22 protein-coding genes are annotated in these 25,762 nt (G+C 59.8%); 13 read left to right on the top strand and 9 right to left on the bottom strand.

Features of this window, described 5'->3' with window-relative positions; genetic code table 11:
• Positions 1–115 precede the first annotated feature (115 nt).
• Genes PMI31_RS26570 through PMI31_RS26560 form a run of 3 tightly spaced genes read right to left on the bottom strand, consistent with a single transcriptional unit; the run spans position 116 to position 3,411 of the window.
• Positions 116–1,081: an HlyD family secretion protein gene (locus PMI31_RS26570; RefSeq protein ID WP_008022710.1), complete on the bottom strand. Its 966-nt coding sequence runs from the start codon at positions 1,079–1,081 to the stop codon at positions 116–118.
• Positions 1,082–1,085: 4 nt separating this feature from the next.
• A complete protein-coding gene (locus PMI31_RS26565) occupies positions 1,086–1,286 on the bottom strand; it encodes a DUF1656 domain-containing protein (RefSeq protein ID WP_008001544.1) in 201 nt (66 codons plus the stop codon).
• Entirely contained in the window at positions 1,276–3,411 is a 2,136-nt protein-coding gene (locus tag PMI31_RS26560) for an FUSC family protein (protein ID WP_008022708.1), read from the bottom strand. Before PMI31_RS26560 ends, PMI31_RS26565 begins: the two co-directional genes overlap by 11 nt.
• A 215-nt stretch (positions 3,412–3,626) precedes the next feature.
• On the opposite strand from PMI31_RS26560, the gene PMI31_RS26555 reads away from it, so the two are divergent.
• Complete coding sequence (locus tag PMI31_RS26555; protein WP_008022705.1) at positions 3,627–4,682, top strand: tetratricopeptide repeat protein; 1,056 nt, start codon at positions 3,627–3,629, stop codon at positions 4,680–4,682.
• A 115-nt stretch (positions 4,683–4,797) separates the two neighbouring features.
• Here the strand turns inward: PMI31_RS26555 and PMI31_RS26550 are convergent, their stop codons facing one another.
• The 4 genes from PMI31_RS26550 to PMI31_RS26535 all read right to left on the bottom strand — a co-directional run bounded on the left by PMI31_RS26550 (position 4,798) and on the right by PMI31_RS26535 (position 10,834).
• Positions 4,798–5,175 carry a response regulator gene (locus tag PMI31_RS26550; RefSeq protein ID WP_007970583.1) on the bottom strand — a complete coding sequence of 126 codons (378 nt, stop codon included), beginning with the start codon at positions 5,173–5,175 and terminating at the stop codon, positions 4,798–4,800.
• A 17-nt stretch (positions 5,176–5,192) separates the two neighbouring features.
• The gene (locus tag PMI31_RS26545) at positions 5,193–6,434 is read right to left on the bottom strand and encodes a hybrid sensor histidine kinase/response regulator (RefSeq protein WP_008022703.1); all 1,242 of its coding nucleotides are present in this window, start codon (positions 6,432–6,434) and stop codon (positions 5,193–5,195) included.
• Positions 6,435–6,527: 93 nt separating this feature from the next.
• On the bottom strand, positions 6,528–7,343 hold the full coding sequence (locus PMI31_RS26540; protein ID WP_008022701.1) for a CheR family methyltransferase: 816 nt from the start codon (positions 7,341–7,343) through the stop codon (positions 6,528–6,530).
• Entirely contained in the window at positions 7,343–10,834 is a 3,492-nt protein-coding gene (locus tag PMI31_RS26535; protein ID WP_008022699.1) for a response regulator, read from the bottom strand. Before PMI31_RS26535 ends, PMI31_RS26540 begins: the two co-directional genes overlap by 1 nt.
• 256 nt (positions 10,835–11,090) lie before the next feature.
• Between PMI31_RS26535 and PMI31_RS26530 the strand changes: the two genes are divergently transcribed.
• The 11 genes from PMI31_RS26530 to PMI31_RS26480 all read left to right on the top strand — a co-directional run bounded on the left by PMI31_RS26530 (position 11,091) and on the right by PMI31_RS26480 (position 23,320).
• Positions 11,091–11,453: a response regulator gene (locus tag PMI31_RS26530; protein WP_008022697.1), complete on the top strand. Its 363-nt coding sequence runs from the start codon at positions 11,091–11,093 to the stop codon at positions 11,451–11,453.
• Between the two features lie 72 nt (positions 11,454–11,525).
• A complete protein-coding gene (locus PMI31_RS26525) occupies positions 11,526–12,818 on the top strand; it encodes a glycosyltransferase (RefSeq protein ID WP_008022696.1) in 1,293 nt (430 codons plus the stop codon).
• A 103-nt stretch (positions 12,819–12,921) separates the two neighbouring features.
• Positions 12,922–13,827, top strand: coding sequence for an AraC family transcriptional regulator (locus tag PMI31_RS26520; RefSeq protein WP_008022694.1), 906 nt, complete (start codon positions 12,922–12,924; stop codon positions 13,825–13,827).
• Positions 13,828–14,170: 343 nt separating this feature from the next.
• Positions 14,171–15,520 carry an ABC transporter substrate-binding protein gene (locus PMI31_RS26515; protein ID WP_008022693.1) on the top strand — a complete coding sequence of 450 codons (1,350 nt, stop codon included), beginning with the start codon at positions 14,171–14,173 and terminating at the stop codon, positions 15,518–15,520.
• A gap of 112 nt (positions 15,521–15,632) precedes the next feature.
• Positions 15,633–16,532 carry a carbohydrate ABC transporter permease gene (locus tag PMI31_RS26510; RefSeq protein ID WP_008022691.1) on the top strand — a complete coding sequence of 300 codons (900 nt, stop codon included), beginning with the start codon at positions 15,633–15,635 and terminating at the stop codon, positions 16,530–16,532.
• Between the two features lie 8 nt (positions 16,533–16,540).
• Positions 16,541–17,371, top strand: coding sequence for a carbohydrate ABC transporter permease (locus PMI31_RS26505; RefSeq protein ID WP_008022689.1), 831 nt, complete (start codon positions 16,541–16,543; stop codon positions 17,369–17,371).
• A 161-nt stretch (positions 17,372–17,532) separates the two neighbouring features.
• Positions 17,533–18,636, top strand: coding sequence for an ABC transporter ATP-binding protein (locus PMI31_RS26500; RefSeq protein ID WP_008022687.1), 1,104 nt, complete (start codon positions 17,533–17,535; stop codon positions 18,634–18,636).
• 16 nt (positions 18,637–18,652) lie between these two features.
• Positions 18,653–20,125: a mannitol dehydrogenase family protein gene (locus PMI31_RS26495; protein WP_008022686.1), complete on the top strand. Its 1,473-nt coding sequence runs from the start codon at positions 18,653–18,655 to the stop codon at positions 20,123–20,125.
• Positions 20,126–20,309: 184 nt separating this feature from the next.
• Positions 20,310–21,815, top strand: coding sequence for a xylulokinase (xylB, locus tag PMI31_RS26490; protein WP_008022683.1), 1,506 nt, complete (start codon positions 20,310–20,312; stop codon positions 21,813–21,815).
• A 6-nt stretch (positions 21,816–21,821) separates the two neighbouring features.
• The gene (locus tag PMI31_RS26485) at positions 21,822–22,766 is read left to right on the top strand and encodes a carbohydrate kinase family protein (RefSeq protein WP_008022682.1); all 945 of its coding nucleotides are present in this window, start codon (positions 21,822–21,824) and stop codon (positions 22,764–22,766) included.
• Between the two features lie 287 nt (positions 22,767–23,053).
• Positions 23,054–23,320, top strand: a complete 267-nt coding sequence (locus PMI31_RS26480; RefSeq protein ID WP_008022680.1) for a DUF2790 domain-containing protein — start codon at positions 23,054–23,056, stop codon at positions 23,318–23,320.
• A 125-nt stretch (positions 23,321–23,445) separates the two neighbouring features.
• On the opposite strand, the gene PMI31_RS26475 is transcribed toward PMI31_RS26480, so the two are convergent.
• Positions 23,446–23,712: a DUF1652 domain-containing protein gene (locus tag PMI31_RS26475; protein ID WP_008022677.1), complete on the bottom strand. Its 267-nt coding sequence runs from the start codon at positions 23,710–23,712 to the stop codon at positions 23,446–23,448.
• Positions 23,713–23,993: 281 nt separating this feature from the next.
• On the opposite strand from PMI31_RS26475, the gene eco reads away from it, so the two are divergent.
• A complete protein-coding gene (gene eco / locus PMI31_RS26470; protein WP_008022676.1) occupies positions 23,994–24,476 on the top strand; it encodes a serine protease inhibitor ecotin in 483 nt (160 codons plus the stop codon).
• Between the two features lie 51 nt (positions 24,477–24,527).
• On the opposite strand, the gene ilvA is transcribed toward eco, so the two are convergent.
• The gene (ilvA, locus tag PMI31_RS26465) at positions 24,528–25,541 is read right to left on the bottom strand and encodes a threonine ammonia-lyase, biosynthetic (protein ID WP_008022673.1); all 1,014 of its coding nucleotides are present in this window, start codon (positions 25,539–25,541) and stop codon (positions 24,528–24,530) included.
• Positions 25,542–25,762: the final 221 nt, after the last annotated feature.

Below are 25,762 nucleotides of genomic sequence, written 5' to 3'. Positions count from 1 at the left end.
TTTTTTGTCCAAAACTTACCCAGCCCCTGTAGGAGCTGGCTTGCCAGCGAAGACAGCTTCAAGATCGATAGAGAGTTCAAGGTCCCCTTCGCCGGCAAGCCGGCTCCTACAGGGGTTAGCGGTGATCTGCAGGTTTTTGGGTTTCCTGTACGGTCACGGTAGCCGTGGTCCCTGCTCTCAGGTTGTTTTTACCGGCATAGTCGGCATCGATCTCGATCCGCACCGGCACCCGCTGTGCCAGTTTGACCCAGGTGTAACTGGGGTTGATGTTGGCCAGCAGTCGTCCGCCCGGCAGGTTTTCCCGGTCGGCAATGGCAAAGGCAATGCTCTGCACTTTGCCGCCGAACGTTTCGCCACTCATCAACTCGATCTTCACCCGGTCGCCCTCCCCGATCCGCGGCAGCTTGGTTTCTTCAAAGTAACCACTGACGTAGAACGAATCGCTGTCCACCAGTGCCAGCAACGGGCCGCCAGCCGAGGCGTAGTCGCCCTCCCGGGTCAGCAGATTGGTGACGTAGCCGGTCACCGGGGAGACGACATGGGTACGCTGCAAGTCGAGCTCGGACTGGGTCAGTGCCGCGATGGCCAGTTGCACGTTGGCCTGGGCCAACACCAGGTTGGCCTGGTTACGCAGCAAGTCAGCCTGGGCCACCGACACATCGGTGCTGGCCTTTTCCCACTCTTCCCCGGAAATCGCCGAACGATCCTTGAGCGTGCGCCGCCGTAGCTCCTCGCTCTGACGTTGCTTGAGCAAGGCTTCGCTGGCGGTAATGTTCGCCTGGGCCTGGCCGAGCGAGGCTCTCGACACCTCAACGGCACGTTTGGCATGCTCCACCGCCAGTGTGTACCGCGCCGGATCGATCTCCAGCAGCGCCTGGCCTTTGTTCACGTGTTGGTTGTCCTGCACAGCCAGGCTGACGATTCGCCCGGAAACATCGGCGGACAAGGTCACCACATCAGCACGCACCCGGGCATCCCGCGTCCAGGGCGCGCGGGTGTAATGTTCCCAGGCGAACCAGCCCAGGATAAGGGCCAGAAGCACCACCGCTACCGTCGTGAGTCGGGAAAGGATGTTCTTCAAGGCATCAGGCTCCCATCACCAGTATCAATGTGGCGCAGACACAAACGTACAACGCGCCTTCGAACAATGCCTCATGCCAGACAAACTGCAGCACACCGAGACGCCGCAACGTCCAGTCCAGCAAGAGGAAAATCGGCAGGCCCAACAGCAGCGCCTGAGCAATCGGGGGCAGATAGGCACCACCCACTTCCAGATCAATGGGCAAGGACAGGGTCTCCTTCAAGGCCAGCGGGTTGAAAATAGCCGCGATACCGCTCGACGAACGACACCACGATCAATAGCGCCACACGCATCCGGAACACCGACCACAAGCGTTCATGAACATCGGTGTGCAGGGCATCCAGTTCATCGCCCAGGGTGCGCAGGTTGTCGAGTACCTGCGCCACCTCGACCCCGGGCCGGCCGGCAACCAGCCTTCCGGTGTCCCGGACGGTCGAAAACAGGCGACTTTGCAGATCCGCACTCAACAGTGCGTTGTTCTGCCCCTGCTGCCTGAGCTGATTCAAGGCAATACCCAGTGCCATGCAGCCCAGGCTGGTTTGAAACCGCTCACGCGATTGTGGCTCCTGGGTCGCTGGCAGCAGCCCCAGCATCATGGTCAGGCGATCGACCATGCGGCTCTCGAAAGCAAACTGCTGTTCATCGGTCGCCGAGGTTTTCAGCAGGGCATACACCTGCTCGCAGTTCTCTTTATGCAGCCGGCGCATGCGCAAATCCGGCATGAACGGAAAGACCAGCGCGTACACGCTCAATGCGAGCACGGTCGCGCAGGTATAAGCCCCGGCAAATTCGAACCACTGGGTCGCGGTGTTTTGACCGATCCCCACGTTCAACGGTCCGAGCAACAGAAAAGTCGTGAGCCCCAAGCCCATGCCGGTACCGGTAGTGGGTGGACTGGCCAGCCCCACTGAAACGGCATAGAGCAAGGGCGCCAGCAGCAAGGCAAGCATCTCGAAATTGCTGATCATCGGAACAAACACGAACTGAAGGAGCGCCGAGGCCACCAGTGCCAGCACGAATCCCCGCGCATAGCTTTGAACGGCCAGCAGCGGCCGGGGAAACGTCGACATCAGCGAGCACAGGATACCCAGCAGCACCATGCCGGCTCGCGCACCGTCCCAGCCGGTTTCGATCCAGATCAGGCCGGCGATCAACAGCGCGGAAAAGGCCCGGATGGCATTCATGGTCGCCAGGGTGAAGTCCAGATGCAGCGGATTTTCGCGCCCGCGAAACACGCTGCTGGCGGGTCGCCCGCTCTGGATGGCATCACTCAACTCCAGAATCTGCTCAAGTTGCTGCAGCATGCGTGCCTGCTCCCAGCGCAGCGACCAGGCCAGCGAGCGCAAGGTGGCCGGCAGCGGCTCGGTCAATTGTTCAGCTCTGTAGGCCAGCTCATCAAAGCGCTGTTGCAGCGACGTGAAGTGATGGCGCTGTTCACTGGACAGCGATCGCCCCTCCCGCGCCAGCTCATCGAGAAAGGCCAGTTCCTCGCCGCGCAACCGTTGAATTTCTTCAGGCAGCTCGCCCTCCCAGCGCTCGGTCAACAGCAGCCGCTGGTGACGCAGGGCGGTCAGCCGCGCGGTCAACAACACCAATTGGTTGCCCAACAGTTGCACCAGGCCGTTGGCACTGCGTAACCGGGGCGCATCGTAGTACATGTGCCGGCGTACGCCCTCCAGGCCGCTGATCTGGCCCAGCAGCTGCATTTGCCGCTGGTGAAAATCCGCTTCGCTCTCTTCGGTGCGGATGACGGCGCTGGCGTGGGTGGCCAGCAACCGGGTGATCTGATCGATTTTGGCGAAGTAATCACGGGCCACGGCTTCCGGTCTGGCGGTGAGCAGGCTGACCACGCACACGCAGGCAACCGCCAGCAAGGTTTCGGTGAGGCGAGTCACAGCCAGCAAAAAGGTGCCGTCCTGATCGGGAATCGCCAGCAACGCGATGACCACGGCAGTGTAGCCACTGAGCACGAATGCCCCGGAACTGGTGTAGCGCAAGAGCGTGCCACCGGCGGTGCACAGCGCCAGCCAAAGGGCCAGGGTGGTGATGAACGGCATCGGTGCCTGCGGAAAAATCGCCATGATTGCCACCGCTACGACCGCCCCCATGGTGGTCCCGATGACTTGGCCAAAACTACGCGCCAGCACCATGCCGCCCAGTGGCTGGCTGATGATGACCACGGCCATGATCGACCACTTGGGCTGGTCCAGATCGAACAGGAACGCCAGGTACAGGGTCAACAACCCGGCCGCGACGGTTCGCAGGGCAAACAGCAACACCCCGGGCCCGGGGTTGAGCATGGCCTTGAAGTACTGCAACAACGCTTGCATGGGAACACCCGTCGAGACACCTCCAGCAAGCGTAGTCACTGCGGCGGTGCCTTGAGAGGTTTTGCTGCCGGCACAGTTTTCAGGCTCATTGATTGTCGGCTGAAGGGCTTTTCAACGGTTTGAATCGTTAGTGAACGTCGTCAAGGTTTGACTCAAAGCCTGGCCTGACCGAAGCTGGCGCCTTTGCAAAAGCTCGCCAGCTTCCGGATTCCTGCATGCCCAAGTCCCGCCGCTACCTGTTTATCAGCCTCTTCGCCTTGTTCGTCATCGGCCTTGCGTGGTTTTCCCTGCGCGATACCACCCCGGTGGTTCCCGAAGCCATCCAGCATGGCTACAGCGAAGCGCTGGCGGCTGCCCGGGCCGGTCAACCGGGTGCTGCGCGGGTGCTCTATCAGCAGTTGGGTCGTCCGGACCTGTCCCCCAAGCGCCGTGTCTGGTTGCATGCCGAGTTGCCCAATTATCCAAGCTCTGTGGCCCTGAAACTGGCGGATGCCGACTTGCAGAACGAGTCGCCCGAGGTGCGTATCGCCGCGATCAAGAGCATCAGCGGCCTGGTACCGAGCGGCCAGCGCAGTTTATTGCTGGGGCCATTGCTCGATGACAGCGAACAAAGCGTCCGGCTGGCCGCCATCAACGCGCTGCTGGGTTTGTCCCCGGATGATCTCGGTTTGTATTTCGGGCCGCTGGAGCAAGCCATCGATGCCTGGGAGCAAGTGCTCAAGAGCGAGCCGCAAAGCGCCGAAAACCAATACCAACTGGCCCGCCTGCACCTGCACAACGCCGAACTCAAGGAAGCGCAGCAGGCGCTGGACAACACCCTGCGCCTGGCGCCGGACAACCTGCCGGCGCTGGTGCTGCAAATCGAAGTGCTGGATAAACAGGGCCAGAACGACGCTGCCCGGCAACTGTTGGCCAGGCAACTCCAGGCGCAACCTGATTCGGCCTACCTGCAACATGCCCTGGGGCTCTGGTTGCTGCATCACTACCAAAGCGAATTCGCCCTCCTCGGCCTGTCCAAAGCCGTTGAACTTGAGCCGAACAACCGGGATTACCGCTACGACCTGGCCACGACGTTGCATGTTGAGCAGGAACTGGAAGCAGCACAGAAACAGTTGCAGGAAATCGTTCAGCGCCATCCGAACGATCGCAAGGCCCGGGTGCTGCTGATCAATTACTGGAAGGAAAGCGGGCAGCTGCAAAACGTGCAGATCCTGTTGGCCCAACTCGAACAGATGAACCCCGATGATCCGGCGTTGCAACAAGGGCTTTGACCCCGACCGGAATTTCGTTGAACCGTCGTCCCGGCCAAGGGTCAAGTGAACAGGCAGCCCGTTGGGGCGCTGCGTGGCGGGCTCCTCGATCCGGGCCTGCAGATGATCACAATGCTTACGAAAGCATGTCCTGCATCAGTTCCTGCAACTTATCCAGATCGAACGGTTTGTCCAGGATCGGCGCCTTGCGCGTGATCGGGCTGTCGGTCTCGCGGATTTCCTGGGCATAGCCGCTGATGAAGATCACCTTGAGTTCCGGTCGCAGCTTCACGGCGGGCTCGGCGATCTGCACGCCGGAGATGCCACCGGGCAGGCGGAAGTCGGTGATCATCATGTCCAGGTGCGGTTTGCTCGCCAGGATCTCAAAAGCCTGTTCGCCGTTTTCGGCCTGCAATACGCGGTAACCCTCACCCGACAGATAAGCGGACAGCACCATCAAAATCGAGGGGTCGTCCTCGACGACGAGTACTACATCTTGTGCATCTTCGCTCATGGGAAGCCTTTGTTCGGTCATTTGCTGCTGATACGACCGTGGGGTCGATCAGAGGTTGCGTTTAGCTGGCTGTTTTCCTGCAGCGGCAGACAAACGCGAAACAAGGCGCCTTCGCCAATCCTGCTCTGGACCGTAATAGTACCGCCATGGGCGGTAACAATCTGTTCTGAAATAAACAATCCCAGGCCCAGCCCGGCGACGGCGTGCCTGGCCGATACCCGTTCGAACGGCTGGAAAATCCGCTGCTGGTTTTCCTCGCTGATGCCGATCCCCTGGTCCTGCACCTCCACCAGCGCCGTGCTCCCTTCACTGTAGACCTTCACCGAGACCGGGCTCTTGGCCCCATAGCGCAAGGCGTTGGTCAACAGGTTGGAAATGACCTGTTCAATACGAAATTCATCCCAGTTTCCGATCACCGGCTGCTCGGCAGCCAGTGTGACCGACGCCTCGGCGGCGTCGATTTGCTGGGAAAAGCTATGCAACAGGTGGCGAACCAACGTCGAAAGGTCGAACCGTGTCGGCCGGATCGACAACTTTCCGGTACGAATGCGCGAAACATCGAGCATGTCTTCGATCAAGCGAATGAGGCTTTTGATCTGCCGCTCGTCGCGGTCGACCATCGCGTGCATCTTGTCCAGGGTAAAGGCAGCGGCGTTGTCCCGGGCCAGGTGCATCTTGCGCAGCTGGGTTTCAAGGATCAGGCCGTTGAGCGGCGTGCGCACTTCATGGGCGACGATGGACATGAAGTCATCGCGCATGCGCACCGCCTGTTCCAGTTCCAGCCGGGTGTTTTGCAGTTGCTCGAGCAATGCCTCCTGCTCACGGCGGCTCTGCTCCAGGGCCAGCACTTGTTCCTTCATCGCCTTGCTCTGGCGATACAGGTCGACGAACACATTGACCTTGCTCTTGACCGCGTGGATGTCCAGCGGTTTGTGCAGGAAGTCCACGGCACCGCTTTCATAACCCTTGAACGCGTAATTCCGTTCACGCCCGGCGGCGCTGACGAAAACGATCGGGATGCTCCTGGTTTTTTCCGTGCCACGCATCAGCTCGGCCAGCTCGAAGCCATTCATGCCAGGCATCTGCACATCGAGGATGGCCATGGCGAATTCGTGTTGCAACAGCAGTGACAAGGCTTCGTCGGCGGACAACGCCTTGTACACGACCCGGTCCTCACCCTTGATCAGCGCTTCGAGCGCCAGCAGATTCTCCGGCAGATCGTCGACGATCAGCAGTTTGGCCGGGATATTACTCAGCATGCGATTGGTTCCAGCTCGACAAGCAGGTGGCCGATGCCGCGTACGAGGCACCGATCACGATCGCTTCGATAACTGTAAGGTTCGTTGCACTGCTCATGATTTTCGGTAGATCCGTTCTTGTTTGACCAGCGGCTCGAACTGACTGCCGAAGGCTGAAAAATTCGGAGTTTCCTTACTGCCCAACACCAGAAAACCACGATGGCAGAGGGATTCATGAAACAGTCCGAATGCCCGATTTTGAAGTTTTTTGTTAAAGTAAATCAGTACGTTACGACATGAGATTAATTGAGTTTCTGAAAACACGCTGTCCGTCGCCAGGCTGTGATCGGCGAAGGTCACGTTCTCGCGCAGTGTCTTGTCGAAAATCGCGTACCCATAGGCCGCCGTATAGTAGTCGGCAAACGAACACTGGCCACCGGCCTGCTGATAATTAGCAGTGTAGGCGCGGACATTCTCCATCGAGAAAATCCCTTGCCTGGCTTTTTCCAGGGAGCGCGGATTGATGTCGGTGGCGTAGATATTCGTGCGCTCGAGCAGGCCCTCTTCGCGCAACAGAATGGCCATCGAATACGCCTCTTCACCGGTGCTGCATCCGGCGATCCAGATCTTGATCGAGGGGTAGGTTCGCAGCAGCGGTACCACTTCCTTGCGGATGGCCAGGAAGTGCGAAGGGTCGCGAAACATCTCGCTGACCGGAATGGTCAGCAATTGCAGCAATTGCATGAAGGCCGTCGGATCGTGCAGGACCTTTTCCTGCAGCGCCGAGATGCTATTGCACTCGAACTGACTCAACGCATGGTTGATCCGACGCTTGATCGAAGCGCCGGAATAATCACGAAAATCGTAGCTGTACTTGAGGTAGATCGCCTCGATCAACAAGCGCAATTCGATTTCGCTGTCTCGCTCCACTAGATACGTTCCATCTTCGGCAACCACACACGAATAAGCGAAAACAGGCGATCCAGGTCGATGGGCTTGGCCAGGTAATCGTTGGCGCCGGCCTGCAGGCAGTGCTCCTGGTCGTCCTTCATGGCCTTGGCGGTCACCGCGATGATCGGCAACTTGCGCCAGCGCGGGTCCTTGCGGATTTCAACGGTGGCTTCAAAACCATCCATCTGCGGCATCATCACGTCCATCAACACCAGATCGATGTCCTCCACTTCATTCAATCGTTCAATCGCCTCAAGGCCGTTTCGGCCAATGACCACGACTGCGCCCTTTTGCTCCAGCGCGCTGGTGAGGGCGAAAATGTTGCGCACATCGTCATCCACCAGCAGCACCTTGCGGCCTTCGAAGACCTTGTCGCGGCTGCGGGCGACCTTGAGCATCTTCTGCCGCTCATGGGACAACCGAGATTCGATTTTGTGCAGAAAAAGCGTCACCTCGTCCAGCAGCCGCTCCGGAGAGCGTGCCCCCTTGATGATGATCGAACGCGAATACTTGCGCAGCTCGGCCTCTTCATTGCGGGTCAGGTTGCGCCCGGTATAGACGATGACGGGCGGAAAGGAGCAGATGTCTTCGGTGGACATGCGCTTGAGCAAGTCATTGCCGAGCATGTCCGGCAGTTTCAGATCGATGATCATGCAATCGAAGACCGACGTGCGCAGCAGGTCCAATGCCTCCTGTGCCAGGCCAACGGCGGTGATCTCGATGTCATCGTCGCCGATCAGGCGGGCAATGCTGTCGCGCTGCAAGGCGTCGTCCTCGACCAGCAGCACGCGCTTGACCTTCTGGGTCAGCTTGGCCTCAAGCCGGGCAAACACATCCTTGAGTTCTTCGCGGGTGGTCGGTTTGACCGCATAGCCAATGGCGCCCATGTGCATCGCCGCTTCGATGCGGTCTTCGACCGAAATCACATGCACCGGGATATGCCGGGTTTCGGCGTGCTCCTTCAGGCGTTGCAGCACGGTCAGGCCGGAATGATCCGGCAGGCGCATGTCCAGCAGGATCGCATCGGGGATGAATGTCCTGGCCAGGTCGTAGCCTTCGTCGGCGCCATGGGCCACCAGGCACTGATAACCCAGTTCATGGGCAAGGTCGTAGAGGATGTGCGCAAAGTTCGCTTCATCTTCCACCACCAGAATGCAGCGGCTGCTGAACGGACCGTTGTTGCGATCGTCGTCGAAACGCGGAATGTCGACGTCGGCTATCAGTGGCGACAAAGTGGGCGGCAATACACTCGGCGCAGTCGCCGCAGGAGCGGCTCGCATCGGTTCAACAGGCACTTCACCAGGTTCTACGTATTGCTGCGGCAAGACCAGGGTAAACACACTGCCCTGCCCCGGCGTGCTGGTCACACTGATGGAGCCGCCGAGCAAGGCCGCCAGATCACGGGAGATCGACAAACCCAGCCCGGTGCCGCCATAACGCCGATTGGTGGTGCCATCGGCCTGACGGAACGCTTCGAAGATGCTTTCGTGCTGGTCTGGCGCAATGCCAATCCCGGAATCAAGGACGCTGAACGCGATGCCGTCGTTCAACACAGGGGCGACGGACAGGCTGACGCTGCCGCTTTCCGTGAATTTCAGCGCGTTGGACAGCAGGTTCTTGAGGACTTGCTCCAGACGCTGGTGGTCGGTGAACAGCATCTGCGGCGCCCCCTCCTGCATATCCACCTGGAAATCCAGCTGCTTGTCCATGGCCAGTGGCTGGAACAGGCCATGCAGGCCATCCACCAGGCGCGCCACGCTGGTGTTCTCTGGACGGATTTCCAGTTTCCCGGCCTCGACTTTGGAAATATCCAGAATGTCGTTGATCAGGTGGAGCAAGTCATTGCCGGCGGAGTAGATCGACTCGGCGAACTTGACCTGCTCGGCGCTGAGGTTTTGCTCCGGGTTTTCCGCCAACAGCCTGGCCAGGATCAATGAGCTGTTCAGCGGAGTGCGCAGCTCGTGGGACATGTTGGCGAGGAATTCGGACTTGTACTTGCTTGAGCGCTGCAACTCGACCGCACGCTCCTCAAGCTGAATCTGCGCCTGGTTGAGCTCGGTGTTCTTCAAGTCCATGGCATCACGCTGATCGGCCAGCACCTGCGCCTGCTCGGCGAGTTGTTCATTGGTTTGCTCAAGCTCCACCTGCTGGGTTTCCAGGTGCGCTTGCGACTCCTTGAGAATCTGCGACTGCTCTTCGAGTTCTTCGTTGGCGGTCTTGAGCTCTTCTTGCTGCACTTGCAGTTCTTCGTTGAGCTGTTGGGTTTCGGCCAGCACGTCCTGCAGACGCTGACGATAGCGCGCCGCCTCGATGGAGGTGCCTATGTTGCTGGATATCAGCTCCAGCAGTTCGGTGTCGCGGTCACTCAGCGGGCGCAGAAAGCCCAGCTCGATCACGCCATTGACCCGGTCGTCGTCACTGGTCGGCACCACCAGCACGCTGCGCGGCAAACCTTCGCCGAGGCCGGAGCTGACCTTGAAATAATCGCCCGGCACCTCGTCGAGGCGAATCAGCCGCGCCTGTTGCGCCACCTGGCCGACAATGCCTTCGTCGCTGCAAATCTGTTGTCCAAGGGCTTCCTGTTCACGGGAGAAGCCATAGGAGGCAATGCGTTTGAGGCCTCCATGATCTTCCCGGACATAAATCGCCCCCACGGCGGTGCCCAGGTACTGCGCGCAAAATTGCAGGATGTTGCGTCCCAGCAGGTTCAGGCTCAATTGCCCCAGCACCTGCTCCGCGAGCTCGGTCTGGCCGTTGCGCAGCCAGGCCTGCTGCTCCAGGCGGTGGGCGCTGGCTTGTTGGGCAGCGAGATTGATGCTGTAGCTTTGCGAAAGATTGAGCAGATCGCGGCGCCCGACATACGCCAGCAAACCGCTGACGCCGGCAATGAACAACAGGTAGAGGCTGATGCTCCAGACCGTGCTCCGCCGCACGTCTTCATTGCGAGCGGTGCGCAACTGTTGTTCGGTGTCGATCACGTCCTCGAATTGCTTGCGAATTTCATCGGTCAGGCGTTTGCCGCGTCCGGCCTTGACCACGGCGCGATAGTCACCGCCGCTGCGCTGCAAATCGATCAACGATTGCGCATAGCTGGCCCATTCCATCTGCAATGCCTGCAACCGCAGCAGGCGGTCGGCTTGCACCGGATTATCGGCGGTCAGTTCGAGCAAGGTGTTGAGGGCCACGGCAATTCGCGGCTTGGCGGTTTCGTAGGGATCGAGGAAATGTTCGTCGCCACTGAGCAGGAAACCGCGCATCCCGGTTTCCAGGTCCACGGTCAGCTTGACCGCTTCATTGGCGTTATTGATTACCCGGTCGGTGTGTTCCACCCACTTGATCGTCGACAGCAGATAGGTGATCAGCGAAACGAAAAACACCGCGCTGATGAGGCCCAGCCCCAATGGCAGGCTGATGTTGCGACTCAGGAGTTTACGAAATCGTTGTTCATCAACCGAGGACGCTGAGGGCATGGGGCAGGCCTTGTCGAACTGTCAGAATGCAAGGAGTTTGCCCCAAATCTGGCACATCGATCCAATTTTCTGACATGTTTTTGAGCAAGGTCCTACATTCCACTGCTCCCGTTCAGATGCACGGGTTATCCTTGCGTGACCTGCACCGCCATTCTTTTTCACGATGCCGGGAACTTGTCGGGATCCGCCACTTACTCATGCAAGAGGCCGGTGATTTCACTCCCCCGAAAACCCATCATTTTTCAGGAAAGCCATTATGTCCTCCGCCAACGCGCCCATTATCCTCGTCGTCGAAGACGATGCCATTGTGCGCATGCTGATCGTCGACGTACTGGAAGAACTGCAATTCAAGGTGCTGGAAGCCGATGGCAGCGAACAGGCGCTGGAGATGCTCAGGGACTCGAACCAGCACATTGATCTGATGATGACCGATGTGGGCCTGCCGAACATGGACGGTCGCGAACTGGCCAAAACAGCACGTGCCTTGCATCCAGCCTTGCCGATCCTGTTTGCCAGCGGGTATGCCGAAAGCATCGAAGTGCCTCAAGGCATGCACGTGATCGGCAAACCGTTCTCCATCGATCAGTTGCGGGACAAGGTCACAAGCCTCCTGGGGTGACCCCGCGCCCGGCTGTGGTTTAATGCGCGTTTTTTATACCTGCCCTGTCTCCGCTTCAAGGAATTCCCGTACATGAATCAGCCCCGCGCAACCAAAGTCCTGGTCATTGGTTACGTCTGGCCCGAGCCCCGCTCTTCCGCGGCCAGCGGGCATGTCATGCAAATACTCGAGGTTTTCCTGCAACAAGGCTGGGACATCACGTTCAGCAGTCCGGCCAGCTATGGCGAGCAACGCGCGGACCTGACGGCGTTGGGCATACGCGAAGTACCTATCGAGCTGAACAACAGCAGTTTCGACGCCTTCATCAGCGAACTGGCACCGGACATCGTGTTGTTCGATCAATTCATGATGGAAGAGCAGTTCGGCTGGCGGGTCGAGAAACATTGTCCCGATGCCTTGCGCGTGCTCGAAAGTTGCGACTTGCAAAGCCTCAGGCAGGGTCGGCATCAACGCCTCAAGGAGCGCTTGAAGGCCAGTGAGGACAACAATGACTTCAGCGACCTGTTCGCCCCGGCGTCGCGTGAAGAATTTGAACACATGGCCAATACCGATCTGGCGAAACGCGAAATTGCCTCGTTTTATCGTTGTGATTTGACGCTGATGGTTTCCGAGGTGGAAATCGAATTGCTGGTCGAGCAGTTCAGGATCCCGCGTAACCTGTTGCACTGGTGCCCATTGATGGTCGATCTGCCGACCAGCGCGCCAGTAGAGTACGAAGATCGCGCGCATTTTCTGCACATCGGCAATTTTCGCCATGCGCCCAACTGGGATGCGGTGCTCTGGTTGAAAACCGCGATCTGGCCGCTGATTCGTGCGCAACTGCCTGATGCGCAGCTACACATCTACGGCGCGTACACCCCGCCCAAGGCCACCGCCCTGCACAACGCGGCCCAGGGCTTTCATGTGATGAACTGGGCGGAAGATGCCTTGCACGTGATGTCGAAGACGCGGGTGTGCCTGGCACCGCTGCGCTTCGGTGCGGGAATCAAAGGCAAGATCGTCGATGCGATGCTCTGCGGCACGCCCAATGTCACCACGCCGGTCGGCGCGGAAGCCATGCACGGTGAAGAGCCCTGGCCCGGTGCCGTAACCCGTACGGCGCGCGAGTTCGCCGACAACGCCGTGCGGCTTTATCAAGACAAGCCTCAATGGTTTGCTGCCCAGGTGCAGGCCCGGCATTTGTTGGCCAGCCGCTACCCGCAGTCCACCCATGGCCCTGCATTGATCGACAGGCTGGTCGAATGCCAAAGGAATCTGCCACATATCAGGCGCGATAACTTCACCGGCAGCATGTTGCGCCATCATCAACACAAAAGTACCCAGTACATGGCGCAATGGATCGAGGCAAAGAACCGCCTCAATTAACCGGTGTGCGATACTTGCCAGAACGATTCATTCGCCTTTCAACTGGCCAATGGAGCACTGCACGGGGCATGATCGAGGCGCGAAAACAGAAAAGTGCGCAGCCATGACCCGTACCGCCAGAGTGACCGACCCTTCCTATGAATTGATGGACGACCACAACGGGTTGTCCATCATCTATCGCCAACACGGCTTCCCCTGCCCGCTGGTGCGCTGGCATTTCCACAAGGAATACGAACTGCACCTGATCGTCGCCAGTTCCGGCAAGGTGTTCATCGGTGACTACATCGGCAACTTCTACCCGCATACCCTGTTCCTGACCGGTCCCAACCTGCCCCACAACTGGATCAGCCAGGTGGCAGAGGACGAAGTAGTGCCCAAGCGTGACATGCTGGTCAATTTCACCGACGAGTTGTTCGACAGCGGCTACCAGGTATTCGCCGAACTCAAGACCCTGGCGCCGTTGCTGGAACGGGCGCAGTACGGCATCGAGTTTCGCTGCAAGCACACCATCGGCAAAGCGACCGACCTGATGCAGCGCATCGCCGATACCAGCGGCATCACCCGGCTCGGACACTTTTTCATTCTGCTGGAGTTGCTCGCGGCCACCGACGACTACCAATTGCTCTCTGGCGCCACGACCCCGCAACTGGCCGATGAGCACAACATCGATCGCACCAACCGCGCGGTGGATTACATCTTCGCCCATTACGCCCGGGAACTGCCGCTGGAAGAGGTTGCCGAGCACCTGGGCATGAAGCCCACGTATTTCAGCCGCGTATTCAAGCAGGCCACCGGGCGCAACTTCATCGAGTTCGTCAATCGCCTGCGCATCAGCAAGTCCTGCGAGTTGCTGGCCGACGGTGACAAACCGGTCACTGACGTGTGCTTCGAATCGGGCTTCAACAATATTTCCAATTTCAACCGGCGCTTCCAGCAGCTCAAGGGCATGACGCCTACGCATTACCGACGGTTGGTGGTGCAGCGGTTGACCGAGCAGAATCTGGGTTAACACCTCAAATCCCTGTAGGAGCGAGCCTGCTCGCGATGCGGTCTGACATGCGCCACCAACATCGACTGACCTGACGCCATCGCGAGCAGGCTCCCACAGGTTGCGGCCTGTTTTCTTGCCCTGAAACCTGTACGTATTCGATATCGTTTCCTCGCTGAAAAGCCCTTCCCTGCGTCTAGCGCCCTAAAGTCCAGTGCAAAAAAGTATCGAAGCAAGTGCGATGGATGATTTGTTTCGCCCTCCATTGAAGGATGTAATCAGCGCACATTCTTCCTGCCTTCGGAAGACACAAAAACAATAACTGTCCTTCTGCACCCCACCGGGTGCAGAAAAGGAGTGCACGATGCAACCTTCGGTAAAAGCCCTGCTTGCCCTCACCTGCATGACCCTCAGCAGCGTCAGCCTTGGCGCCCAGACCCTGACCATCGCCACCGTCAACAACAGCGACATGATCCGCATGCAGAAGCTCTCGAAAACCTTCGAGGCCGAGCACCCGGACATCAAGCTCAATTGGGTGGTCCTCGAAGAAAACGTTCTGCGCCAGCGCCTGACCACCGACATCGCCACCCAGGGCGGACAGTTCGACGTGCTGACCATTGGCATGTACGAAGCCGCACTCTGGGGCGCCAAGGGCTGGCTGGAGCCGATGAAGGACTTGCCGGCAAGTTATGCCCTCGACGACGTGTTCCCGTCGGTACGCGAAGGCCTGTCGGTGAAGGGTTCGCTGTATGCCCTGCCGTTCTATGCCGAGAGCTCGATCACCTATTACCGTACCGACCTGTTCAAGGACGCCGGCCTGAGCATGCCCGAGCGCCCGACCTGGGAACAGATCAGCGAATTCGCCAGCAAACTCACCAACAAAGATAAGGAACAGTACGGCATCTGCCTGCGCGGCAAGGCTGGCTGGGGCGAGAACATGGCGTTGGTCACCACTGTTGCCAACGCCTATGGCGCGCGCTGGTTCGATGAACAGTGGCAACCGGAATTCACCGGAGCCGAGTGGAAAAATGCGCTGAACTTCTACGTCGACACCATGAAAAAATCCGGTCCGCCGGGCGCCTCGAGCAACGGTTTCAATGAAAACCTGGCGTTGTTCAACAGCGGCAAATGCGCGATCTGGGTCGATGCCAGCGTCGCCGGCTCGTTCGTCACCGACAAGACCCAGAGCAAGGTCGCCGATCACGTCGGTTTCACCTATGCGCCGCATCAGGTCACTGACAAGGGCTCGGCCTGGTTGTACGCCTGGGCGCTGGCCATTCCGACCAGCTCCAAGGCCAAGGACGCGGCGAAAACCTTCAGCGCCTGGGCCACTTCCAGGGAGTACAGCGCGCTGGTCGCGGAAAAGGACGGCATCGCCAACGTGCCGCCGGGCACCCGGGCCTCCACCTACAGCGAGGCGTACATGAACGCAGCGCCATTCGCCAAGGTCACGCTGGAGTCGCTCAAAGCCGCCGACCCGAGCAAGCCGGGGGCCAGGCCGGTGCCTTACATCGGTATTCAACTGGTGACCATTCCCGAGTTCCAGGGCGTTGGTACGCAGGTTGGCAAATCCTTCTCGGCGGCGCTGATCGGCCAGACCACGGTCGACCAGGCCTTGGTAGCGGCCCAGCAAACCACTGAACGTGAAATGAAGCGCGCGGGTTATGTAGGAGCTGGCTTGCCAGCGATGAACGATAACGCGGTCCGTCCGTAGATCGGCGTCGCATCCATCGCTGGCAAGCCAGCTCCTACAGGTCTTGCGCCAAGCCTGCTCTCGTTCCCAATCGGTTCTGATCACCATGAATATTTCAACTGCCAAAGCTCACATGGAAATCCCTCAACCGCTGCGCAAAAGCCGGTTGGCCAACCCCGGCTGGTTTCTGGTCAGCCCTTCGGTGGCATTGCTGCTGTTGTGGATGGTCGTACCCCTGGGCATGACCCTTTACTTTTCGATGATCCGCTACAACCTGCTCAATCCCGGTGAAAACGAATTCGTCGGGCTTGAAAACTTCACCTACTTCCTCACTGATTCGGGCTTCCTGCCCGGCGCCACCAACACGCTGTTGCTGGTGGGCAGCGTGCTGCTGATCAGTGTGGTGTTCGGCGTGCTGATCAGTGCCTTGCTGGAGGCCAGTGAGTTTTTCGGGCGCGGTGTCGTGCGGGTGATGCTGATCTCACCTTTCTTCATCATGCCCACCGTCGGTGCGCTGATCTGGAAAAACCTGATATTCCATCCGGTGTCGGGGATTCTCGCCTACGTCTGGAAGCTGTTCGGCGTACAACCGGTGGACTGGCTGGCGCACTACCCGCTGTTGTCGATCATCATCATTGTCTCGTGGCAATGGCTGCCCTTCGCGATCCTGATCCTGATGACCGCCATGCAGTCCCTCGACCAGGAACAGAAAGAAGCCGCGCGCCTGGACGGTGCCGGGCCCATCGCGATCTTCTGGCACCTGACCTTGCCACATCTGGCGCGGCCGATTGCGGTGGTGGTGATGATCGAAACCATCTTCCTGCTCTCGGTGTTCGCCGAAATCTTCACCACCACCAACGGCGGCCCCGGCTACGCCTCGACCAACCTCGCCTACCTGATCTACAACCAGGCGCTGGTGCAGTTCGACGTTGGCATGGCCTCGGCGGGCGGCTTGATCGCCGTGGTCATCGCCAACATCGCCGCGATCATCCTGGTGCGGATGATCGGCAAAAACCTGACCGACAAAGCCTGAGGCCTGCCATGACTCTTCAACAATCCCGTCGTTTGCAAAGCCTGCTGCTCGGTACGCTGGCCTGGGCCATCGCGATCCTGATTTTCTTCCCGATCTTCTGGATGGTACTGACCAGTTTCAAGACCGAAATCGATACCTTCGCCACGCCGCCGCAGTTCATCTTCATGCCGACGCTGGAGAACTACCTGCACATCAACGAGCGCAGCGACTACTTCAGTTTCGCCTGGAATTCGGTGGTGATTTCCTTCAGCGCCACGGCCCTGTGCTTGCTGATCGCGGTACCCGCGGCCTACTCCATGGCGTTCTACGAAACCCGACGCACCCGAGGCACGCTGCTGTGGATGCTCTCGACCAAAATGTTGCCGCCGGTGGGCGTGCTGATGCCGATCTATCTGCTGGCCAAGAGTTTCGGCCTGCTCGACACGCGCATTGCCCTGATCGTCATCTACACGCTGATCAACCTGCCGATCGTGGTCTGGATGATTTACACCTACTTCAAGGACATTCCCAGGGACATCCTCGAAGCCGCCCGGCTGGACGGCGCGACGCTGGCGCAGGAGATGCTCCGGGTGCTGCTGCCAATCGCCAAGGGCGGCCTGGCGTCCACGGTGCTTCTGTCGCTGATCCTGTGCTGGAACGAGGCGTTCTGGTCGCTGAACCTGACCTCGTCGAAAGCCGCGCCACTGACCGCGTTGATCGCCTCGTATTCGAGCCCCGAAGGGCTGTTCTGGGCCAAGTTGTCGGCGGTCTCGACCCTGGCCTGTGCGCCGATCCTGATCTTCGGCTGGATCAGCCAGAAACAACTGGTGCGCGGCCTGTCGTTCGGCGCCGTGAAATGAATCGCCCCGGATCGCTGCCCCGACGCGATCCCTTGCAGGAGCTGGCTTGCCAGCGAAGATGGCCGAAAGATCGATGCAAAGTTCCAGGTCCCCTTCGCCGGCAAGCCGGCTCCTACAGAAAGACGGGTTAAACCTGAAAATTTAAATGGAGGCCCATCACCATGGCCAACCTGAGAATCAAGAATCTGCAAAAAGGCTTCGAAGGCTTTTCCATCATCAAGGGCATCGACCTGGAAGTGAATGACAAGGAATTCGTGGTTTTCGTCGGCCCGTCGGGCTGCGGCAAATCCACCCTGCTGCGTTTGATCGCGGGGCTGGAGGAAGTCAGCGGCGGCACCATCGAACTCGATGGCCGCGACATCACTGAAGTGAGCCCGGCCAAGCGCGATCTGGCAATGGTGTTCCAGACCTACGCCCTGTACCCGCACATGAGCGTGCGCAAGAACATGTCGTTCGCCCTCGACCTGGCCGGTGTGGCGAAAGCCGAAGTGGAGAAAAAGGTCAGCGAAGCGGCGCGCATCCTTGAACTGGGGCCGATGCTGGAGCGCAAACCCAAGCAACTGTCCGGCGGCCAGCGCCAGCGTGTGGCGATTGGCCGGGCCATCGTGCGCAATCCGAAAATCTTCCTGTTTGACGAACCGCTGTCCAACCTCGATGCCGCCCTGCGCGTGCAGATGCGCCTGGAGCTGGCGCGGCTGCACAAGGAATTGCAGGCGACCATGATTTACGTGACCCACGACCAGGTCGAGGCCATGACCCTGGCGGACAAGGTCGTCGTGTTGAATGGCGGCAGGGTTGAACAGGTCGGCTCGCCACTGGAGCTGTATCACCAGCCGGCCAACCTGTTTGTCGCGGGGTTTCTGGGCACGCCGAAAATGGGCTTTCTCAAAGGCAAGATCACACGCACCGACAGCCTGGGTTGCGAAGTGCAACTGGACGCAGGGACCCGCATCAACCTGCCCTTGAGCGGTAGGCATCTAAGCGTCGGGGGTGCGGTGACACTGGGCATTCGCCCGGAGCATCTGGAACTGGCCAAACCCGGTGACTGCACCTTGCAGGTCACCGCTGATGTCAGCGAACGCCTGGGCAGCGACACGTTCTGCCACGTCCTGACGCCGTCCGGTGAACCCCTGACCCTGCGTGTTCGCGGCGATCTGGCCAGCCGCTACGGTGAAACCCTGAGCCTGCACCTGGATGCGCAACACTGCCATTTGTTCGATGCCGACGGCGTGGCGTTGACCCGCCCGTTGCGCATTGCTGCCTGACTTCAGAGAGCTCGCGATGAAACTCAACCAACACAACCTCAACCGCCTCGCATCTGAAGTGGTCCTGCCCGCCTACGCATTGGGCGATACCCGCCAGGGCATCGCGCACATCGGCGTCGGCGGTTTCCATCGCGCCCACCAGGCGTTCTACACCGATGCGCTGATGAACACCGGAGAAGGTCTGGACTGGGCCATTTGTGGCGTCGGCTTGCGCGTCGAGGACCGCCACGCCCGTGACGATCTGAAGGATCAGGACTACCTGTTCACCCTGTTCGAACTCGGCGATGGCGACGACACCGAAGTCCGGGTGATCGGGGCCGTCCGCGACATGCTGCTGGCTGAAGACGACGCCCAGGCGTTGATCGACAAGCTGGCCAGCCCCGAGATCCGCATCGTCTCGCTGACCATCACCGAAGGCGGTTACTGCATCGACGACAGCACCGGTGAGTTCATGGCGCACTTGCCGCCAGTCCAGCATGACCTGGCGCACCCGGACGCCCCGACAACCGTGTTCGGCTTCCTCTGTGCCGCACTGGCCAGGCGCCGCGCCGCCGGCACAGCGGCCTTCACCCTGATGTCCTGCGATAACCTGCCGCATAACGGCGCCGTCACCCGCAAGGCCTTGCTGGCGTTCGCCGCGTTGCGCGATGCCGATCTGCGGGACTGGATCGAGCGCAACGTGAGTTTTCCCAACGCCATGGTCGACCGCATCACACCGATGACCAGCACCGAACACCGCCTGCAACTGGCCGACAAGCATGGGCTGGACGATGCCTGGCCGGTGGTCTGCGAACCCTTCGTGCAATGGGTGCTGGAAGACAAGTTCGTCAACGGTCGCCCGGCCTGGGAAAAGGTTGGCGTGCAGTTCACCGACGACGTTACGCCCTACGAAGAAATGAAGATCAAGCTGCTCAACGGCAGTCATCTGGCGCTGACGTACCTGGGGTTCCTGAAGGGTTACCGTTTTGTCCACGAAACCATGAACGACCCGCTGTTCGTGCGTTACATGCGCGCCTACATGGACCTGGACGTGACGCCGCAATTGTCGGCAGTGCCGGGAATTGACCTGACCGAGTACAAAAACACCCTGGTGGCGCGATTCTCCAATCAGGCGATTGCCGATCAACTGGAGCGCGTTTGCTCGGACGGTTCGTCAAAGTTTCCGAAATTCACCGTCCCCACCATCAACCGCCTGATCGCCGATGGCCGCGAGACCCGGCGCGCGGCGTTGGTGGTGGCGGCATGGGCACTGTACCTCAAGGGCGTGGATGAGCATGGCCAGACCTACTCGATTCCAGACCCGCGGGCGGCATTCTGCCAGGCGCTGGTGGCCGATGACGTGCTGATTACCCAGCGTTTGCTGGCGATCGAGGAGATTTTTGGTACGGCCATTGCGCGCTCGCCGGCGTTTGTCGCGGCGTTCGAGTGGTGCTGCAACAGTTTGCGCGAGGTGGGTGTATCGCGGACGTTGGAGCGGGTATTGGCCTGAGTCCTGAAGTGATACTGCGGCCGTCATCGCGGGCAAGCCCGCTCCCACAGGAGTCTTCAGCGGACGCAAGTTTTGTGTTCAACAACAAACCCTGTGGGAGCGGGCTTGCCCGCGAAAGCGAACTGACAGGCAACACAGATACTGAATGTGTACTGATATCGATCTGACGATCCAGGGATCCTGCATGACAACCCGACAACTCTTCCTCGGCATCGACTGCGGCACCCAGGGCACTAAAGCCATCATCCTCGACGCAGTCAGTGGTGAAGTACTCGGCCAGGGCGCTGCCAGCCACAGCCTGATCAGCGCGGCCAATGGCCGCCGCGAACAGGACACCCGACAGTGGCTGGAAGCCTTCGCCGGCGCCACTCGCCGCGCCTTGCTCGCGGCCAAAGTCGATGGCCGGTCGATCCTCGGCATTGGTGTGTCTGGCCAGCAACATGGCTTGGTGCTGCTCGACGATCAGGGCAAAGTGCTGCGTCCGGCCAAACTCTGGTGCGACACTGAAACCACCCTGGAGAATGACCGCCTGCTGGCCCATCTGGGTGGCGAAAAGGCATCGCTGGAGCGCCTCGGCATAGTCATCGCGCCGGGCTACACCCTGTCCAAACTGTTATGGACCAAAGAGCAGCACCCCGAGGTATTTTCCCGCATCGCCCGCATTTTGCTGCCTCACGACTACCTCAACCATTGGCTCACCGGCCGCAGTTGCAGCGAATACGGTGATGCCTCGGGCACCGGGTATTTCAATGTGCGTACGCGCCAGTGGGATATGCAATTGTTGCGTGACATCGACCCGAGCGGACGCCTGCAAGCCGCCCTGCCGGAACTGATCGATGCCCACCAGACAGTCGGCACGATTCTGCCGGGCATTGCCGAGCACCTGGGCATCAACCCGCGGGCACTGGTGTCCAGTGGCGGCGGCGACAACATGATGGGCGCCATCGGTACCGGCAACATCCAGCCCGGTGCAATCACCATGAGCCTCGGCTCGTCCGGCACGGTGTACGCCTATGCCGATCAGCCGATCGTCGCCGCGGATGCTGCGGTTGCCACGTTCTGTTCCTCAAGCGGTGGCTGGCTGCCTTTGATCTGCACCATGAACCTGACCAATGCCACCGGACTGATTCGTGACCTGCTGGACCTCGACATCGATCAGTTCAACGCGCTCGTTGCCACAGCGCCGATCGGTGCCGAAGGTGTGAGCATGCTGCCGTTCTTCAACGGCGAGCGGGTGCCCGCCCTGCCCCATGCCAGCGCCAGCCTGGCGGGCTTGACCATGACCAACCTGACCCGAGCCAACTTGTGCCGCGCGGTGGTCGAAGGCACGACGTTTGGATTGCGCTACGGACTGGACCTGCTACGCCACAATGGCTTAAAAAGCCGCAGCATTTGCCTGATCGGCGGCGGCTCGAAAAGTGCGGTCTGGCGGCAAATCATCGCCGACACCATGAATACGCCGGTGATCTGCACCGAACAAAGCGAAGCCGCGGCCCTCGGCGCAGCGATTCAGGCGGCCTGGTGCGTATCCCGGGCGAACGGACGCGAAGACAGCCTGGCGGACTGGTGCGAGCGCTGCGTGAAACTCGACCCGGCCAGTGAAACCCTGCCGGTCGCCGACAATGTGCAAGCCTGTCAGCAGGCTTATGAACGCTATCGACAGCATGTCGCAACCCAATTTGAAGAGTGAACAACTATGTACCTGGTGTGTGGCGAAGCGCTGTTCGATTTTTTCAGTGAAAACGACGCCAGCGGTGTGGCGTCCAAAGTGAATTTCAAAGCCATTGCCGGTGGCTCGCCGTTCAACGTGGCAGTGGGATTGCGCCGGTTGGGCGTGGACGCGGCGCTGTTGGCCGGGTTATCCACCGACTACCTGGGCCGGCGCTTGCTGCAAGTGTTGCAGGATGAAGGCGTGTGCACGGACTACCTGCTGGATTTTGCCGCGCCAACTACCCTGGCGATGGTCGCGGTCGCCGCCAATGGCTCGCCGCAGTACAGCTTCCGTGGCGAAGGCTGCGCGGATCGGCAATTGCAACCGGAGCACCTGCCGGCACTCGGGCCTGAGGTACGCGGCCTGCATATCGGCTCGTTTTCCCTGGTGGTGCAGCCGATTGCCGACACACTATTGGCATTGGTGCGCCGGGAAAGCGGCAAGCGCCTGATCAGCCTCGATCCGAACGTGCGCCTGAACCCGGAGCCGGACATCGAACTGTGGCGTAATCGGATCGCGACGCTGGTAGAGCTGGCTGACCTGATCAAGGTCAGCGACGAGGACCTGCATCTGTTGTATCCCGGCCAGGACCCGGCGCAGGTGATCGAGGGCTGGTTGCAGCACCGCTGTCAGCTGGTATTCCTGACCCGGGGTGGCGAAGGCGCGACTGTGTTCAGCCGGGCCCATGGTTCGTGGTCGGCTCCCGCCCGTTCGGTAAAAATCGCCGACACCGTGGGCGCGGGCGATACCTTTCAGGCGGCGCTGATTACCTGGCTGACCGAACAGCAGCTGGATTCTGTGGAGGGTGTGAAGCAACTTGGCCGTGAGCAGATCGACCGCATGCTGAAGTTCGCGATGCAGGCGGCCGCGTTGACGTGCAGCAAGACCGGGCCGGACTTGCCTTATCGGCAGCAGGTGGAGATGCGCTGACACTGATACCCTCATCGCGAGCAAGCTCGCTCCCACAGGGTTCCGGGTCGTTCACAACATTTGTGTCGACGCTCGGGCATTGTGGGAGCGAGCTTGCTCACGATGGTCTTAACTAAACAATGACCGCACATTCGCGAGAAACGGCGTTCAACCGGGTTAACCCTCGCTTAACCGTGCGGTCCAACACTTTTATGGACCGCACGCCCTCAGAATGTTCTGACGCCCAGTGCGGCAAGTTCGACAAGCCACACATCGAACTGACTTTCCGTTCGCACCGGAGATCACTGATGAACACTCGCACCCTGCTGGTTACCACCGCCCTTGCCTGCACCGCGTTTGCCGGCCTGGCTCAGGCCAATGACGCCACTACCTCTCAAGCCGTGCCCTATCACTACGGCATGCCATTGCATATCAGCAAAGTGATTTCACTGACCGAGCCCGACACCCTGGAGTGCAAAGTGGTTAAGGCCGAAATGAAGTACATCGATGACACGGGAAAACCGGCAGAAATTACCTACCGTAAACTTTCCGACGCCTGCGAGAACCAGGGCTGACTGCAACGTCTGATAGGGGTTGGCCGTACCGGGTGGGGCATTTTACTGGCCGTCGGGCTTGAACTCGCGCTGGGCCTGGGGTGCTTCCAGACCCGGCGCGTATCGCTGGAACTCGAAACCGCCGGTTAAAGCGCCTTGCCCAGCATCGAGTGCGGCTCGACCTCCATGTGGTGCTGTCTGGACCGCAGTTGGGCAATCAACTCGTTTATTTCCCGACAACCATTGAGCCCGGAGGCATCGATGCCGCTGACCAATAGATCCAGGTGATCGGTTTGCCCATCGGCATAGACTTTGACGGTCATCGATAGATCCGGTGACAGCGTGCACTGGCAGCGCTTGGGTAGAAAACTGCTTTCGATGATGTTTCGAAGTTCCAGGGCAGAAAGAAACATGGCGACTCTCTCCTTTGTGAGACTGCCAATAACGGTCAAGGCTCGCTCATATGAGATCCCGGCAAGCTTCAAGGACAGCTACAGCATAAAGCATGCCCCGAGTTTCGCTGTGCAGCTCATCGGCAATTCAACCGTTTAGGCAAGCCACCTGTAAAACCCGCCATGCAGGTTGCAATAATCGCCCCTGGCAACCCTGCAATTTGCACTCTGGACGCCCCGGGTTTGCATTCACTGCACACGACAGTGAGAATGCCGCCCATCACTTCAAGCAAGGAGGCATCATGAGTTCTTTGACCGTTAACGCTTGCACAGCGCTATTCGCACTGGGGCTGGCTGGTGTGGCGCACGCCGCCAAGCTCGAAGAAACCGCGCCCTATCCGAAGGCCGAGAGCGGCTTTACCCGCCAGGTGATTCACCTCGCGCCACAACCCCGGGAAAACGACTTCCAGGTCGAGATCCTGGCCGGTAAAACAATGACCGTAGACTGCAATCACCCGCGTCTGGGCGGCATCCTCGAGGAGAAAAATCTCGAGGGTTGGGGCTACCCGTTCTATCGCCTGGAAAAAGTCATTGGCCCGATGAGCACGCTGATGGCCTGCCCGGAAGGCACAAGCAAACAGGATTTCGTACCGGTGGTCGGTGACGGCTTCCTGCTGCGTTACAACAGCAAGCTGCCGCTCGTGCTGTACGTCCCCAAGGACATCGAAGTGCGCTACCGAATCTGGTCGGCGTCGGCCAAGGTCGAGAAAGCCATTCAGGAATAACCCCACCTTCCGGCGGACCCTTGCGGCGTCCGCCGTCGGTCTGCACAAGCGTCATGCCGGGGCGCCGCTCAACGCGGCGCGCTCGGCCACATGCCCCAGGCTGTCGAAATTGATGTTGGCCCCTGAGTCGATGGCGACCAGAGTCTGACCACGAACTCCGCTCCGCGCCACGTACTTCTTGATTCCGGCCACCGCCAGCGCGCCGGAAGGTTCGGTGATCGAGCGGGTATCGTCGTAGATATTCTTGATCGCAGCGCAAAGCTCATCGTTGCTGACCGTCACCACCTCATCGACGCAAAACCGGCAGACCTCGAAACCGTAAGCGCCGATCTGTGCCACCGCCACCCCGTCGGCGAAGGTGCCGACGCTGGGCAGGATCACTCGCTCACCGGCCAGCAACGCGGCTTGCAGGCACGCGGAATGTTCCGACTCGACGCCGATGATGCGAATTTCCGGCCGCAAGTATTTGACGTAAGCGGCGATCCCCGCGATCAGCCCACCGCCGCCCACCGGCACGAAGATCGCGTCCAGCGGACCTTGATGCTGGCGCAGGATTTCCATGGCCACCGTGCCTTGGCCCGCGATCACCTGCGGATCGTCGAAGGGTGAAACAAAGGTGCGACCGGTTTCCCCGGCCAGATCCAGCGCATAGGCCAGTGCAAACGGAAAGCTTTCCCCGTGCAATACCGCGTCAGCGCCACGACTGCGCACTCCGATGACCTTCAGTTGCGGCGTCGTGCAGGGCATGACGATGGTGGCATTGATCCCCAGTTCCCGCGCAGCCAGGGCTACACCTTGCGCATGATTGCCGGCGGAAGCCGTGACCACGCCGCGCGCCTTTTGCGCTTCGCTCAGTTGCACCAGCTTGTTGCAGGCGCCGCGGATCTTGAAGGAAAAGGTCGGCTGCAAGTCTTCGCGCTTGAGCAGGACCTGGTTGCCCAAGGCTTCAGACAAAGCCAGCGCTGGTTGCAACGGTGTGCGCACCGCCAGTTCGTACACGGGCGCGGCAAGGATTTGTTTGACGTAGCGTTCAAGCAGGGCTTGCTGATCGGTTGTAAAACTCATCGTCGTCTCCTGACACTGATCGGGGCCCGGGAGACAGAAAGTAAAAACCCGCCTCCAGGGCGGGTTGGGTGCTGCAGTCGTGAGCTAGCCCGCCAAATGAGGAATGGCGGTAATAATGCTTGGCTGGCAGCGCAATACGGAGGAAGTCATGGCTCGAAATTAGCCGGGCAGTGGTGGCAAGTCAATCGCAAACATGACCCGCCCAGCTACTTTTGTGGTGG

The sequence above is a fragment of the Pseudomonas sp. GM55 genome, assembly GCF_000282395.1.
In the GTDB taxonomy this organism is placed as follows: Bacteria; Pseudomonadota; Gammaproteobacteria; order Pseudomonadales; family Pseudomonadaceae; genus Aquipseudomonas; species Aquipseudomonas fluorescens_CC.
The sequence above is the reverse complement of the archived record's forward strand: the minus strand, read 5'-3'. Positions and strand labels throughout refer to the sequence as shown.

Coding starts and splice junctions, on each gene's coding strand:
- PMI31_RS26535 (WP_008022699.1), bottom strand. CDS start 10,834: ATGCCCTCAGCGTCCTCGGTTGATGAACAACGATTTCGTAAACTCCTG.
- xylB (WP_008022683.1), top strand. CDS start 20,310: ATGACAACCCGACAACTCTTCCTCGGCATCGACTGCGGCACCCAGGGC.
- PMI31_RS26475 (WP_008022677.1), bottom strand. CDS start 23,712: ATGTTTCTTTCTGCCCTGGAACTTCGAAACATCATCGAAAGCAGTTTT.
- PMI31_RS26485 (WP_008022682.1), top strand. CDS start 21,822: ATGTACCTGGTGTGTGGCGAAGCGCTGTTCGATTTTTTCAGTGAAAAC.
- PMI31_RS26495 (WP_008022686.1), top strand. CDS start 18,653: ATGAAACTCAACCAACACAACCTCAACCGCCTCGCATCTGAAGTGGTC.
- PMI31_RS26525 (WP_008022696.1), top strand. CDS start 11,526: ATGAATCAGCCCCGCGCAACCAAAGTCCTGGTCATTGGTTACGTCTGG.
- PMI31_RS26505 (WP_008022689.1), top strand. CDS start 16,541: ATGACTCTTCAACAATCCCGTCGTTTGCAAAGCCTGCTGCTCGGTACG.
- PMI31_RS26545 (WP_008022703.1), bottom strand. CDS start 6,434: ATGCTGAGTAATATCCCGGCCAAACTGCTGATCGTCGACGATCTGCCG.
- eco (WP_008022676.1), top strand. CDS start 23,994: ATGAGTTCTTTGACCGTTAACGCTTGCACAGCGCTATTCGCACTGGGG.
- ilvA (WP_008022673.1), bottom strand. CDS start 25,541: ATGAGTTTTACAACCGATCAGCAAGCCCTGCTTGAACGCTACGTCAAA.
- PMI31_RS26480 (WP_008022680.1), top strand. CDS start 23,054: ATGAACACTCGCACCCTGCTGGTTACCACCGCCCTTGCCTGCACCGCG.
- PMI31_RS26510 (WP_008022691.1), top strand. CDS start 15,633: ATGGAAATCCCTCAACCGCTGCGCAAAAGCCGGTTGGCCAACCCCGGC.
- PMI31_RS26530 (WP_008022697.1), top strand. CDS start 11,091: ATGTCCTCCGCCAACGCGCCCATTATCCTCGTCGTCGAAGACGATGCC.
- PMI31_RS26555 (WP_008022705.1), top strand. CDS start 3,627: ATGCCCAAGTCCCGCCGCTACCTGTTTATCAGCCTCTTCGCCTTGTTC.
- PMI31_RS26550 (WP_007970583.1), bottom strand. CDS start 5,175: ATGAGCGAAGATGCACAAGATGTAGTACTCGTCGTCGAGGACGACCCC.
- PMI31_RS26520 (WP_008022694.1), top strand. CDS start 12,922: ATGACCCGTACCGCCAGAGTGACCGACCCTTCCTATGAATTGATGGAC.
- PMI31_RS26515 (WP_008022693.1), top strand. CDS start 14,171: ATGCAACCTTCGGTAAAAGCCCTGCTTGCCCTCACCTGCATGACCCTC.
- PMI31_RS26560 (WP_008022708.1), bottom strand. CDS start 3,411: ATGCAAGCGTTGTTGCAGTACTTCAAGGCCATGCTCAACCCCGGGCCC.
- PMI31_RS26500 (WP_008022687.1), top strand. CDS start 17,533: ATGGCCAACCTGAGAATCAAGAATCTGCAAAAAGGCTTCGAAGGCTTT.